The following is a 13380-nucleotide window of genomic DNA, read 5'->3' on the forward strand; positions in this document are numbered from 1 at the left end:
CATAAATTATATCATAAATTTAGGGGCTATTGTTATTTTATTCTACATTTTCTATTTTTTATAATACTTTTTTCAGGGGTCTCGGACGGTGCCGCGGGAAGGAATAATTAAAGCTGAGCTTTTGCAGGAAACAAGGCTTATAGCAGATTTCTTTTTTAAAGGAAGAGACGTACCGGAGTATGGGATTACCTTAGGCTTAAAAGAAATTGCCAGGTTTGAAAAAATAGTTATGGTAGCGACAGGAAAAAGTAAGAAGGAAGCGGTGAAAAAGCTTTTAGCAGGGGAAGCAAATCAGCCGGCAAATTTTCTCAAAAACCTGGGAAATTTCACTCTTTGGGTGGATAAAGAGGCATTATAAGCTGTAGTTTTTTCTACAGCTTTTTTCTTTGAGAGATGGGCTTTTTGCAGAAAATTGTCAAAAAGATTATAATATATTTAGGATGATAGAAAAAATTCGAAAGAAGGAGGGTTGGCGGTGAGAAGAAAATTAGGGTTACTGGTATTACTTGTCTTTTTTCTGATTACCGTATTTAGCACTGTTTCGCTAGCGGCGGACATCCCGACCCTGACTGTTGTGGCGCCAAAGGTGGTTTATTCCCCGTCGGCAACCATTACCGCAAAAGCTTCCGGACAGAATCCTTTAAAATATTTGACGGTTAATAAAAACAATTATGCTTTGCCAGGAACGAAAAGTATAGTTAAATCGGTTAAGGTAAATTTAAAAGCCGGCAGTAATACTATTACCGTTAAAGTGGTTGACCATAAAGGCAAGTATACCTTACGCCAGGTATATATAGTTTACCGGGATAAAACTCCGCCGGCTGTTATGGTAACAGCGCCCTCGGTGGTGACTAATTCTACGGCGGATTTAAAAATCACTGCCTGGGATATTTCCCGGGTAGCAAAGCTAGAGGTTAACGGGAGAAACCTTTTAGCGGCACCGGTTTGGTATTACCAGACAATTGCTAAGGTTAATCTTAATCCCGGTGAAAATACCGTAACTGTTAAAGCTGTTGATATCTTTGGTAATACCACCGTTAAATCCCTAAAAATTATTCGCCGGGATAGCTCGAATACTCCGGTAGAAGAGATAAAACCAGGAAGTGTTCTTAGCTTTGACTACCGGAAGCTTTCCGAGTATCCCGAGGTGAATACCTATACCCTTAATTTAAAACCCGGAGAGGAAATTGGAACCCTGGAAATGAGCGGTATTCCAGCGGGGATTAGTACCGATTTTGGCTATAAGCCAGCCGGAAGCGGAAAAATATATGCAATAAAGGAATTTAACAGTTCCAATATAAATGGCGAAAAGCTTTACTTCCGGTACGGGAGTGGTAGCTACTACCTGCTGTTTTACAAGCAGTCGTGGGGTAGCAGTGTTTACATTGAAAAAGTGGTAAAAATAAATGTAACCGGGATTACTGATAAGTCAAGCCTATTACCTTCCGGCTTTGTTGATAGTGACAATCCAACCATTCGGCAAATTGCCTATGATTTAACCACAGGTTTAACCGATGATGCGGCAAAAGTTAAAGCTATTCATGATTATGTCGCTCGTGCTTTAACCTATGACTGGACGAGCTACCGGCTGGGAGTGGTGCCCCAGAAAACTGCTTCGGAAGCTTTAGCATCCGGTACCGGTGTTTGCCAGGATTACAGTCGCTTGTTTGCAGCGATTGCCCGGGCAGCGGGGATTCCTACTAAAATTGTAATAGGCACCGGTGATGGGGAGCCCCATGCCTGGAACCGGGTTTATGTCAATGGTAAGTGGCTGGATGTGGACGTGACCTGGGATGACCAGGAGACTAGGATAATATACGATTACTACCTGAAGGAAGCACCCCTTCCGGACCACGTAGAAGATACTTCGGCCCAAGCATATTATGAAGCGGAAATGCTCCATTCCATAACCTTTGAAGAGTAGGGTGAATCTTTTCACCTGCGACTGACTACATTTTGACAAGCCTCAGGGGTTATAGGCTGTAATTTCTGATTTTACGCCCTTTTTGGGCTTTTTTTGTTCGACAAATTGTTAAGAAAATGTTATAATTATTTACAAGATTTTATAAATTAATGGAAAAAGGCGGGTGTAAAAGTGAGAAAGGGGTATGGGTCTAACTTTCGCGGACAAGTTCTGGTAATTTTAATACTGTTCCTTTTCTCCCTGGGTTTTGGTTTCCGCCTGCCAGTATTGGCCACAAGTTACGGGGTAGTAACGGCTTCAACGCTAAATGTTCGCTCAGGTCCGGGAATTAATTATGCAAAGATTGGGGTATTAACCCGGGGACAAAAAGTTGAGCTTACGGGGAAAACAGGTGAGTGGTTTAAAATCCGGTATAAAAACGGCTATGGATATGTTTTAGGAAAATATATCAGTCCGGTGGTAGAGAGTAGCCGGAGCGCTCAAGCGTCTCGCACCGGGATTGTGACAGCTACTACTTTAAACGTCCGAAAAACCCCGAGCACTTCGGCGGCTATAGCTGGGAAATTAGCCAAAAACACGCGGGTAGAAATTTACAAGGAGCAAAACGGCTGGTATTACATAAAAACAGGGCGTATTGCCGGGTGGGTAGTAAAAACCTATATTAAAGTTATCGAAACTTCCCGGGGGACAACCCCTACTCCTCCGCAGAGCAGTACTAATACAAATACTTCTATTAAGACGATTTCTGGAGTCTATGCAGTAAAAGCTACCAGCTTAAATCTTCGTTCAGGTCCGGGAACAAGTTATAGCGTAATTAAGACCCTGCCGCAGGGGACAAAGGTAGAAGGACTGCAGGTTTCCAGTGACTGGATGAAAGTTAAAGCGGGAAGTACTACCGGCTGGGTTGCAAAAGCGTATTTAGTTCCTTATGTGGCAGAAACCAGCCGCGGGGATACGCTTCGGATTATAAAAACCGTATATCCAGTAATTGATCCTGTAAATATTTTTAATGGTGCGGGCTTTGCTACGGGGTTAAAAGCTACTATTTCCGGTGAAAAGAGCTTTGGGGTTTTAGAGGAAAAAGATGGCTGGTATCGCTTAGCTTTAGCAGACCGTGAGATAGGCTGGGCGGAGAAAGCTTACTTTAGCGATACTCCGGTAACGCCGGTGCATCCTACGCAAATTAAGTTTGAGCCTGCACCGGCTAGCGTAACCTGGCAAGTTTATACCACTGCCAAGCTTACTTATACCTTAAGTGGCGATAAACTGTCGGCAAAACTGGTTTTAGAGAATGGGCAAATCGATAATACTCCAACGCCGGATTTAGGTTTTCCGGTAAAGAGTTTAACAACAGCAACGGAAAACGGAAATGTAGTATTAAATTTTGTTGGTTTTGTTCCGCTAAACCTAATCGTTGAGAAAATTAATGGGGGGTATAATGTAAGAATTTTTCCGGAATCAGTACTTTTAGGGAAGAGGATTGTGCTTGACCCAGGCCATGGGGGAAGTGATCCCGGTACTGTTGGAAAGGTTTACGGGATTAAAGAAAAAGATGTTAACTTAGATATTGCTCTTAAACTTAAAAGTTACCTAGAAGCGGTTGGAGCTGCTGTTTATATGACAAGAACTAGCGACACTTATCTTTCCTTACAGCAACGGGTAGATTATGCTAATAATTTATCGGCTGATTTATTCTTAAGCATTCACCAAAACAGCGTAGGTTCACCAGCATATTACTCGACTAATGGTACGCAAGTGTATTACTACCCTGATCCCAGTAATCAACTTTTAGAGAAAGCTTTAGCAGATAAGCTTATGAGCTCGCTAAATGAAGTTTTAGGAAGTAAAAATAAAGGAATCTATACGGATAAAGGATATTATGTTATTAAGTACACTGAAATGCCTTCTACCCTGGTGGAAGTAGGGTTTTTGTCCAATGCAGAAGAAGAACAAAAGCTTTCAACTCCGAAATACCGGACCGAAGTAGCAGCAGCTCTTGCTCAGGGGATTACAAAATGGTTTTTAGGTAAGTAAAACGCCGGCAAACGCCGGCGTTTTTTTAATCTTTAATCCTGGGGTAAATAAGAGGTCAAGGAAAATAGAAAAAATTAACAGTGCTAATTGTAAGGGCGGGGGAGTTAAGATACAATTATAGTAAATAAATGCGGAGGGGTAAAAATGACACCGCGGGAAGAAGATGCGCCGGCAAGTTTAGTGGAAAAAGTTTACCGGGAAGGATTGAGCTTATGATTACTTTGCATCCCGAAATTTTAAATTTAAAAAAGCAGCTTTTAGAAAAGTTTAATCCCCAAGAAATATATCTTTTTGGTTCTTATGCCCGGGGGATGGCAACTGATAAAAGTGATATTGATCTATGTATTGTAATGGAATATAACGAGAAAAGGGAAACTTTAACGCAACTTTATTTATCGTTAGATTGTTCTAAACCCTTTGATATTATTTTGTATCATCCCGATGATTGGTATAAGCTTATTAAACAAAGGGATAGCTTTGCTTATCATATAAAAAGTAAGGGGGTGAAGATATGGTAGACAGTAAACGTTATCAAGATTGGTTAAATTATGCTAAACAAGATATAAGGGCGGCAAAAATTTTAAAAGATCATGACTGTGGCTGGAATTTAGTTGCTTTCCAGTGCCAGCAGGCGGTAGAAAAAGCATTAAAAGCATTTATTTTGTATAAGTCGGGTGAGATTCCGACCAGTCATAGCCTTTTATACTTAAATAAACTTGCTGCAAATTATTTACCTGAACTATCAAAGTATCTTAAGGATAGTTCTTTTTTAAATCAATTTTACATAGAAACCCGTTATCCGCCTGAAAATCCTTTATTGCTAAGCGAAGAAATCGGGTTGGAATGTTTGAGGATTGCAGAAGAAATTGTAGCTCATCTTGAAATTATTTTAACGAAAACGGAGGCAGAAAATGCTTGATCTGCACTGTCATATTTTACCTGGAGTTGACGACGGGCCGGAAAAGCTTGCTGACTCAATCGCCTTTGCCCGGGAAATGGCGAAAGTAGGTTTTAGCGAAGTGGTGGCGACTCCGCACTTTGTTGCCGAAGGTGGGCTTTTGGAGCCGGAAGAATTAATCCGCCAAGTAGAGGTTTTAAACCGGGCCCTGGAGGCGGAAGGCATCCCTCTTAAAGTTTACCCGGGGATGGAGCTTTACCTTACTTCGGAGCTGCCGGAGTTGATAGCCAGAGGTAAAGTGCTGGGCTTAAAAGGGGAGCGGATTTATTTAATAGAACTGCCGGTAAGCCAAAAACCGCCCTGGCTTACTTTTTACTTAGCGGAAATAGTCGGAGCCGGGAATAAAGTAATCATTGCCCATCCGGAGCGGTACCGGTATTTACGGGAGAACCGGGAAGAAATTGAGGAGTTTACAGACATGGGGATTGTATTTCAGGTAAGTCTTACCTCCTTTTTATCCGGTTATTTTGGGGAAGGAAGCCGGAAAAGTGCTCGCTGGTTTTTGGCAAAGGGGGCTCTCACCGGTACCGATGCTCATGGTCCGGGAAGTATAAAGTTTTTAGAGGAGTATCTTAAACCGGAAGTATTTGCCAATAACCGGCGGTTTTTTGTGGGAAAATTCTTAAATCCGGTAGCTTTGGAATTTCAAGAAGAAAAGCTTAAAAAGAAAAAGTCGTGGTTCAAATTCTTCTAAGATAACTAAAATATGTTACAAAATATTCAAGAAACTTGAAAAAAATTATTTTACTTGGTAAAATATTATTAACTAAACGCTGAATTCCCGATACGGGAAGCGGGGGACCCATTTATGGGGTGAATCCTTTTTAGGTAGGGCGACTCTCCTTCCGCCCGAACCCGTCAGCTAACCTCGTAAGCGTCGAAGGGGGAGCAGAAATGGATGTTTTTTGCCTTTTAGGCCCTCCCCCGGGAGGGTTTTTCTGTGCTCCCTCTAAATGTAAAGGAGGGATTACGGATGAATAGAGTTAGAATCTCAAGAAAAGATGAAGGAATGAAACGGCAAAGGGAACTGACACGCATTGGTCGTAGCCGCTTGCGGGAGCGAAAAAAGGTTTTATCGGGTTTTGAAGCCTGGGAAAAAATCTTAAAGCAGAAAGAAAAGATTTTAAAGGTATTAGGAGGAACGGAAGAAGACTGGCAGGATTGGCGCTGGCAGCTGAAAAATCGGGTAACATCAGCGGAAATTCTAGGAAAAATTTTGCCTTTAAGCGACCAGGCCCTTTGGGAACTTCAGGAGGTCAGCAAAACTTATCGCTTTGCCATTTCGCCGTATTATTTAAGCTTAATTGACCCTGCTGATCCCGACTGCGGTATTAAGAAGCAGTCGGTGCCCTCCATTTTAGAGATTTTAGATGATACCGGTGAACTTGACCCCATGAATGAAGCGGGAACTTCGCCGGTCGCAGCGGTTACCCGGCGTTATCCGGACCGCTTAATAATTAACGTTACCAATATGTGCGGCATGTTCTGTCGCCACTGCCAGCGGCGGAGAAATATCGGCGAGGTGGACCGGAAAACTCCCCGGGAGCAGATCAAAGAAGCTCTTCTTTATATCCGGGAACATAAAGAAATCCGGGATGTTTTAATCACCGGTGGGGATGCCCTTTTATTGTCGGACTTAGAACTGGACTGGATATTAAAGGAACTTTCCAAAATACCCCACGTGGAAATTAAAAGAATTGGTACCCGGGTTCCGGTGACTTTGCCGCAAAGGGTTACCGATAACCTGGTGAAAATTTTAAAGAAGTACCCCCCTGTATACATTAACACCCAGTTTAACCACCCGCGGGAAGTGACGCCGGAAGCTAAAGCGGCAGTGGATAAACTTATTGAAGCGGGGGTAGTTTTGGGCAATCAAGCGGTGCTTTTAAAGGGAGTAAATGATGCTCCCGTAATCATGGAAAAATTAAATCATGAACTTTTAAAGATTCGGGTGCGCCCCTATTATATCTTTCAGGCCAAAAGGGTGCGGGGGACGATGCATTTTGTACCGAAAATTGAAGACGGCTTAAAGATAATGGAAAATTTACGGGGTTATACTTCGGGGCTGGCAGTGCCTTATTATATCGTCAATGCCCCGGGAGGTTATGGGAAGATACCGCTTTTACCGCAATACCTAATTGAACTTTCGGAAGAGGAGGCAATTTTACGCAACTGGGAAGGCCGGGTAATCCGGTATCCAAACAGTTAATCCGCAAAAACCGTCTACCGTTTGGTAGGCGGTTTTTTTATTGCAAACAAAATTATGAAATGTTATATTTTAAATAAAATAAAATTATTAGGGGGTTAGGGTATGGACGTTAAAGGGATGTTTAAGATGATGAAAGCTTTTTTCCGGGATTATTTCCACTATCGACAGGAATTGGGACGACAGGACCAGTTTATTAAAAAATATGCGCAAATTAAAAACTTAAAGGTAAATCCTCACTGGATGTTTTCTACCAATTTAAAAATTTGGTTGACTGAAAGTGAAAAGATGTTTGGGCGCCGTTATTGTCCTTGTTTTGAGCCGTCGGGGGACAAGGGTCTGGATAAGAAGCTCATTTGTCCCTGTGCCTTTGCGGAAGAAGAAATTAAGGAAAACGGCACCTGCCACTGTGTACTGTTTGGCCGCGGGGATTTGTCTTCAGAGGATTTTAAAAAAGCCGAGGCCCATTTAATGGAGGAGTACCAGGGGGTGCCGTTAAATCTTGTTAACGGCATTTTAGATACCCGGAAAGTACCGGTGGAGAAAAAACGAGGGCTTAAAGTTCCCGATAGCCTCCACCAGGTAAAAAGAGCATTAAATGCAATAGGGAATAAAGAGTTAAAAGTACTGGTGGAAAAAGAGCAGGAAGCGGAAAACCTGCAAAAGTTTGCAAAGATTAAAAATTTAGATTACCAAAAGGAACAAACCCAGGATGGTTATTTAGTGACTTTAAAAATAAAATAAAATAAAAAACTATTCTCCAAACTGTAAGCTAACTCACAGAAAATTTTCAAAATCCGGGTAAACTAAAAAATAAAAGAAGCTGGAGGTGGTATTGTGCATGCGGTAGTTTTACTAAAACAGGTGCCGGATACGGCGGAAGTGCGGATTGACCCCAAAACCAATACCTTAATTCGCGAAGGGGTGCCGTCAATTATCAACCCCTACGATGCCCACGCCTTAGAAGAAGCTTTAAGGCTTAAGGATAAATACGGCGGCAAGGTGACGGTGGTCTCGATGGGTCCGCCGCAGGCGGCGGAGGCTTTGAAAAAAGCAATTTCTTATGGAGCCGACCGGGCGATTTTACTCACCGATCGGAAGTTTGCCGGATCGGATACCCTGGCGACCAGCTATGTCCTGGCTAAAGCGATTGAGAAAATTGCCTCGTCTGAACCGGTGGATTTAGTATTTGCCGGTAAGCAAGCCATCGACGGTGATACGGCGCAGGTAGGACCAGGGGTAGCAGCCCGGCTCAATATGGCGCTTATTACCTACATAGAGCGGGTGGAGGAGTTTAATCCGATGGAAGGATACGTGGTGGCGGTAAGAAAAATTGAAGGGCGGAAAGAATATGTGCGGGCAAAACTTCCAGCCCTTTTAACGGCTTTAAAGGGGATAAACGAAATCCGCTATGCCACTATGCCGGATATGATTCGCGCAGCTCGCTACCAGCCGGAAATATGGGGTAAAGAGCAGCTGGATGTGGAGGAAGCTTTTTTAGGGCTTAAAGGTTCACCAACCCAGGTGTGGAAAAGTTTTGTGCCGCAAGCCAAAGCCCGGGCCAAGGTGGAAATGTTGACTGGAACTCCGGAAGAAGTTGCCAAGGTGCTGGTAGAGAAGTTGGTACCGCTGACGCTAGTGGCTAACAAGTAGTAAATTAGGGACAATCCCTAATTTACTACTTAAAGTATAAAAAAGGGACTGTCCCTAAAATTATACTTTGAGGTGGTGGAAAGATGCATGCGCAAGGTGTCTGGGTTTTTGTGGAGCATTTAGGGGGAGAAATTGCTCCGGTTACCTTTGAACTTCTCGGCAAAGGACGAGAACTTGCCGATGATTTAGGAACTGAACTGGCAGCGGTGCTTTTAGGTGATGGTGTCAGGGATTTTGCCGAGCAGCTTTTCCGCTATGGTGCAGATAAAGCATATTTAATAGACGATCCGGTACTTAAAGATTACCGAACTTATCCGTATGCTAAAGGAATTGTGAAGCTTGCCCAGAAATATACCCCGGAAATCATCTTGATCGGGGCAACTACCTTAGGCCGGGATTTATCCGGAGTGGTGGCTACGTGGCTTAATACAGGGCTTACGGCGGATTGTACCGAGCTTTCTATCGATAAAACAACCAGGCTTTTACACCAAACCCGCCCAGCCTTTGGGGGTAACATTATGGCGACCATACTTTGTAAAAACGCCCGGCCCCAAATGGCAACGGTCCGCCCCCGGGTCTTTCCCCTGCCCGAACCCAAGCCTAAAGTTGGGGTAGTGGTGGAAGAGCCTCTGGGAATCCTGGAGGAAGAAGTACCCACCCAGGTAATTAAATACGAGGAAGAAAAAGGTCCCGGGGTTTATCTTGACAAGGCCGAAATTATTGTTGCCGGTGGCCGGGGCCTCGGTAGCAAGAAAAACTTTCGCCTGGTGGAGGAGCTGGCGGATGCCCTTGGGGGAGTTGTCGGAGCCAGCCGGCCGGCAGTGGAAGCGGGCTGGATACCTTTTGCTCACCAGATAGGCCAGACCGGGCAGACGGTGCGGCCGAAACTTTACATTGCCTGTGGTATTTCCGGGGCGGTGCAGCATTTAGTTGGGATGCAGATGTCCGATGTGATTGTGGCTATAAACAACGACCCCAATGCTCCCATCTTTAATATTGCAACTTACGGGATTGTGGGCGATGTGACGGAAGTACTACCGGCCATAACCAAAGAAGTCCGTGAGGCTTTAGCGGGACAAAAGGGGGTGCGGTAAATGCCCGAAAAATTTGACGTAGTGGTGGTTGGAGCTGGTCCCTCGGGATTGGCGGCGGCGTATAAATTGGCGGAAGCGGGATTAAAAGTTATTGTAATTGAACGGGGCGAGTTTCCCGGAGCTAAAAACGTGATGGGAGGTATTATTTATAAAAAGCCAACCGAAGCGGTTTTTCCCGAAATTTTTAAAGAAGCTCCGGTGGAGCGACCGATAATTGAACAGCGTTATTATTTTTTAACCGATACTGCTAAAATTGGCTTTTCCTATCGAAATCCCCGGTATAAAGAAGACATCAGCGGCTATTCGGTCTTTCGGGCAAAATTTGACCGGTTTTTAGCTAAAAAGGTGCAGGAAAAAGGTGCACTTTTAATTACCGAAACGGTGGTGGAAGACTTAATTGTCAAAGACGGGAAGGTAAAAGGGGTTGTTGCTGGTCGTAAAGAGGGAGAAATCCTGGCCGATGTGGTGGTCCTGGCGGAAGGGGCTCATTCCCTTTTAGCCCAAAAATACGGTTATCAAAAACCAATCCCACCCCAAAACCTGGCGGTGGCGGTTAAAGAGGTGATAGGCCTTCCGGCTACGGTAATAGAGGATAGGTTTAATATTGAGTCCGGAGAAGGGGTGGCGATTGAGCTTTTTGGCAAAGCGACCGCCGGGATGGTAGGAACTGCTTTTATTTATACCAATCAGAATTCCCTTTCCATTGGGGTTGGCGCTTTAATGTCCGACCTTATTAAAAGGCGAATAAGCCCCAATGATTTAATTGAAGCGTTTAAAAATCACCCGGCGATAAAACCTCTTGTAAAAGATGGCGAGGTAAAAGAGTACCTGGCCCATTTAATCCCCGAGGGTGGATATAAAGGAATCCCGAAACTGTACGGTGACGGGATTGTAATTGTAGGCGATGCGGGGATGCTGGTAAACTCCATTCACCGGGAAGGGTCAAACCTGGCTATTACTTCCGGGGTGCTTGCGGCCAAAGCTATTGTCCGGGCGGCAAGCCAGGGGGATTTTTCGGCCAATACTTTAAAGGTATATGAAGATTATTTAAGAGAAAGCTTTATTATGAAAGACTTAGAAAAATATAAAAATGCCAAAGAGTTTTTAGAACAAAACCACGACCTTATGACCACTTATCCCGATATGATGGATGAGGCCTTTTTTGAACTGTTTATGGTAGACGGAGTACCGAAACGGGATAAGTTTAAGGCAATTAAGGAAAAAGCGTTCTCTAAGAGGTCTTTCTGGCAGATGGTGAAAGATGCCTATGGGCTCTGGAAGGGGATGATTCGATGAATTTAATGGATAAACTTTATTTAAACCGGTTTGTACCGGATAATGAATCGCATCTTAAAATAAAAGACCCCAAAATTTGTAAAGAAAAATGTGATGCCAAGTACTGCACGTATATCTGTCCGGCCGGGGTTTACTCCTGGGATAAGGAAAGTGAGCGGATTATGATTGCCTATGAAGGCTGTGTGGAATGCGGCACCTGCAAATACGGCTGTCTCTTTAACAATATCGAATGGCGCTATCCCCGGGGCGGTTTCGGGGTAAGCTATAAATTTGGGTAAAAAATATATTTAGAGGGCGGGCTTCGGCCCGCTTTTATATTTTGGAGGAGCAACCGAAAGCCTATTGTAAATATTTTGTAAAATATGATATACTGAAATTCAGAGGTGAAGAAAATGGGAAAAACCATTATTCAACTGGGAAAACGGGGAACGATTGTAATTCCTGCGGAAATTAGAAAAAAATTAAACCTTAAAGAAGGAAGTTATTTAATTGCCGAAGAGACCAAAGAGGGTTTATTATTAAAGCCTGCGGAAATTTACGAAGTAGAGATATATTCAAATGAGAGAAAAGCTGAGTTTTTACTTGCCAATGCCGTAAGCGAGGAAGACCGGATGTGGGCTTACGGGGAAATAAGGAAAATGGGGCTTAATCCTGAAGAAATTGAGGCTAATTTAAAAAGTCATGGATAAAGTGTTTTTAGATGCCAATGTTTTATTTTCGGTAGCTTACGGCAGTAAAGGACTTAGAAAATTTTGGAAACTTCAAGAAAAGGGTAAGTTAATTCTTTTTACTTCCAATTATGCGGTAAATGAGGCTAAACGAAATTTAGCAACAAATGAACAAGTTATCTTTTTGGAAAAAATACTGCAAAAGGTTTGTGTTTACCAAGCTTCTTTACCAGATCTTCCGTTACCAGAACTACTTCCTCCGAAAGATATGCCCATCTTAAAAGCTGCTATTGCCTGTGAGGCTACCCATCTTGTTACCGGGGACATTAAGCATTTTGGCTTGCTTTTTGGAAAAACAATCCTCGGAGTAAAAATAGTTACCCCCAAACAGTATTTAGAGGAAAAATAAACCATTAATAAATCAAAACCTTCTCGGGAAAAGTAAAAACCGAGGAGGTGATTTTTTATGCAGCTTTCCCAAAAAGAGCTTATTTATCTTCAGGAACTTGCCAAGTTAGAAGGACTTCAAGCATCCCGGGCTTCTTTTTACGCCCAAAATGCCAGTGACCCATCATTAAAATCTTTGTTTAGCCAGATTGCCAGCAACTGCTCCCAGCATGCTTCTAGCATCAACAGTTTGATGTCCCAGGCTGGGATTACAATGCACTAAGGAGGTGGTAATGATGCTTAAAGACCAGGACATGATCACGGATATTTTATCTTTTGAAAAATTTTTATCTACCATGTATCACACGGCGGTAATGGAGGCTTATTCCGACCAGGTGCGGAATACTTTAATGCAGGCCCATAACGATAAGTTAAATAATGCCCGGAAGCTTTTTACTACAATGTCCCAAAAAGGCTGGTATCAGGTACCGCTGGTGCAGCAAACCGGCAACGAAATCCGGGTACGTCCTACTATGTAAACCGTGGCCCAAAGCCACGGTTTTATGTTAGGAGCACCAACCACTTATCGCAATTTACGGAGGTCTAAACTTATGGATGGGAAACTTTTAGCCTACATGATAGCTGCTCTGGCGGGGATGGCAATGGCCGTCCAGGGTTCAATGAACAGTGCCTTAAGTAAATCCATCGGTCTTGCCAAAACTACTTTAATTGTACATATTGTTGGGGCAATCGGAGCGGCCCTTTTTGTTTTATTTAGTAAAGAGAAAGGGAGTGTATTACAAGGACCCTGGTATTATTACCTGGGTGGTTTAATAGGGGTAGTGATTGTTTACGCTGTAGCTTTTGCCATGCCTAAAGGAGGGGTGGCAGCAGCAACGACGGCTATTGTAGCAGCGCAGCTCTTAACCGCCGGGATAATTGACCGCCTTGGGATATTCAACCTGGCAAAAACCCCTTTTTCCTGGCAGACGATTTTGGGAGCGGTTTTAATTATTGTAGGGGCCTGGTTAGTGTTAAAGGAATAAGTCCTTGACAAATAAAGGCTATGATAATAATATTATAGAAGAATTACGAAAATACTAATTTTAAGTAAAAAAGTATAGCAAAGTGGCCAGTGGTTGGACGTTGGTGGTAGGTAC

General features: G+C 43.3%; 17 protein-coding genes and 1 riboswitch. All 17 genes read left to right on the top strand.

Translation table 11 applies throughout. The annotated features are described in order from the left end of the window. Window positions 1-88 precede the first annotated feature (88 nt). The 17 genes from cpu_RS06410 (at window position 89) to cpu_RS06490 (ending at window position 13266) form a co-directional block, all read left to right on the top strand. Window positions 89-358 carry a sugar phosphate isomerase family gene (locus tag cpu_RS06410; RefSeq protein WP_075859208.1) on the top strand — a complete coding sequence of 90 codons (270 nt, stop codon included), beginning with the start codon at window positions 89-91 and terminating at the stop codon, window positions 356-358. Between the two features lie 117 nt (window positions 359-475). Beyond that, window positions 476-1924 (top strand): transglutaminase domain-containing protein, encoded by a 1449-nt coding sequence (locus cpu_RS06415; RefSeq protein ID WP_075859209.1) that lies wholly within the window; start codon window positions 476-478, stop codon window positions 1922-1924. A 171-nt stretch (window positions 1925-2095) separates the two neighbouring features. Next, entirely contained in the window at window positions 2096-3958 is a 1863-nt protein-coding gene (locus cpu_RS06420) for an N-acetylmuramoyl-L-alanine amidase family protein (RefSeq protein WP_075859210.1), read from the top strand. A gap of 212 nt (window positions 3959-4170) precedes the next feature. Further along, complete coding sequence (locus cpu_RS06425) at window positions 4171-4476, top strand: nucleotidyltransferase domain-containing protein (RefSeq protein ID WP_075859250.1); 306 nt, start codon at window positions 4171-4173, stop codon at window positions 4474-4476. After that, window positions 4470-4877: a HEPN domain-containing protein gene (locus tag cpu_RS06430; RefSeq protein WP_075859211.1), complete on the top strand. Its 408-nt coding sequence runs from the start codon at window positions 4470-4472 to the stop codon at window positions 4875-4877. Before cpu_RS06425 ends, cpu_RS06430 begins: the two co-directional genes overlap by 7 nt. Further along, the gene (locus tag cpu_RS06435; protein ID WP_075859212.1) at window positions 4870-5610 is read left to right on the top strand and encodes a tyrosine-protein phosphatase; all 741 of its coding nucleotides are present in this window, start codon (window positions 4870-4872) and stop codon (window positions 5608-5610) included. The genes cpu_RS06430 and cpu_RS06435 overlap by 8 nt, the downstream gene beginning before the upstream one ends. A gap of 67 nt (window positions 5611-5677) precedes the next feature. Continuing rightward, window positions 5678-5808: riboswitch (cyclic di-AMP (ydaO/yuaA leader) on the top strand. Between the two features lie 81 nt (window positions 5809-5889). Next, window positions 5890-7125 (top strand): glutamate 2,3-aminomutase, encoded by a 1236-nt coding sequence (eam, locus tag cpu_RS06440; RefSeq protein ID WP_075859213.1) that lies wholly within the window; start codon window positions 5890-5892, stop codon window positions 7123-7125. 102 nt (window positions 7126-7227) lie between these two features. Beyond that, on the top strand, window positions 7228-7866 hold the full coding sequence (locus cpu_RS06445) for a ferredoxin-thioredoxin reductase catalytic domain-containing protein (RefSeq protein WP_075859214.1): 639 nt from the start codon (window positions 7228-7230) through the stop codon (window positions 7864-7866). Window positions 7867-7959: 93 nt separating this feature from the next. Beyond that, window positions 7960-8775: an electron transfer flavoprotein subunit beta/FixA family protein gene (locus cpu_RS06450; protein ID WP_075859215.1), complete on the top strand. Its 816-nt coding sequence runs from the start codon at window positions 7960-7962 to the stop codon at window positions 8773-8775. An 83-nt stretch (window positions 8776-8858) separates the two neighbouring features. Beyond that, on the top strand, window positions 8859-9869 hold the full coding sequence (locus tag cpu_RS06455) for an electron transfer flavoprotein subunit alpha/FixB family protein (RefSeq protein WP_075859216.1): 1011 nt from the start codon (window positions 8859-8861) through the stop codon (window positions 9867-9869). After that, window positions 9870-11165, top strand: coding sequence for an FAD-dependent oxidoreductase (locus cpu_RS06460; RefSeq protein ID WP_075859217.1), 1296 nt, complete (start codon window positions 9870-9872; stop codon window positions 11163-11165). It begins immediately after the preceding gene. Then, window positions 11162-11443: a ferredoxin family protein gene (locus tag cpu_RS06465; protein ID WP_011345342.1), complete on the top strand. Its 282-nt coding sequence runs from the start codon at window positions 11162-11164 to the stop codon at window positions 11441-11443. The genes cpu_RS06460 and cpu_RS06465 overlap by 4 nt, the downstream gene beginning before the upstream one ends. A gap of 114 nt (window positions 11444-11557) precedes the next feature. Then, on the top strand, window positions 11558-11854 hold the full coding sequence (locus cpu_RS06470) for an AbrB/MazE/SpoVT family DNA-binding domain-containing protein (RefSeq protein WP_075859218.1): 297 nt from the start codon (window positions 11558-11560) through the stop codon (window positions 11852-11854). Next, window positions 11847-12242 (top strand): PIN domain-containing protein, encoded by a 396-nt coding sequence (locus cpu_RS06475; RefSeq protein WP_075859219.1) that lies wholly within the window; start codon window positions 11847-11849, stop codon window positions 12240-12242. Before cpu_RS06470 ends, cpu_RS06475 begins: the two co-directional genes overlap by 8 nt. Before the next feature lie 57 nt (window positions 12243-12299). Further along, a complete protein-coding gene (locus cpu_RS06480; RefSeq protein ID WP_075859220.1) occupies window positions 12300-12503 on the top strand; it encodes a ferritin family protein in 204 nt (67 codons plus the stop codon). 10 nt (window positions 12504-12513) lie between these two features. Further along, the gene (locus cpu_RS06485; RefSeq protein WP_077177210.1) at window positions 12514-12759 is read left to right on the top strand and encodes a spore coat protein; all 246 of its coding nucleotides are present in this window, start codon (window positions 12514-12516) and stop codon (window positions 12757-12759) included. A 72-nt stretch (window positions 12760-12831) separates the two neighbouring features. Next, complete coding sequence (locus tag cpu_RS06490) at window positions 12832-13266, top strand: DMT family transporter (RefSeq protein ID WP_075859221.1); 435 nt, start codon at window positions 12832-12834, stop codon at window positions 13264-13266. Window positions 13267-13380 lie beyond the last annotated feature (114 nt).

Source organism: Carboxydothermus pertinax (assembly GCF_001950255.1).
GTDB lineage: Bacteria > Bacillota > Z-2901 > Carboxydothermales > Carboxydothermaceae > Carboxydothermus > Carboxydothermus pertinax.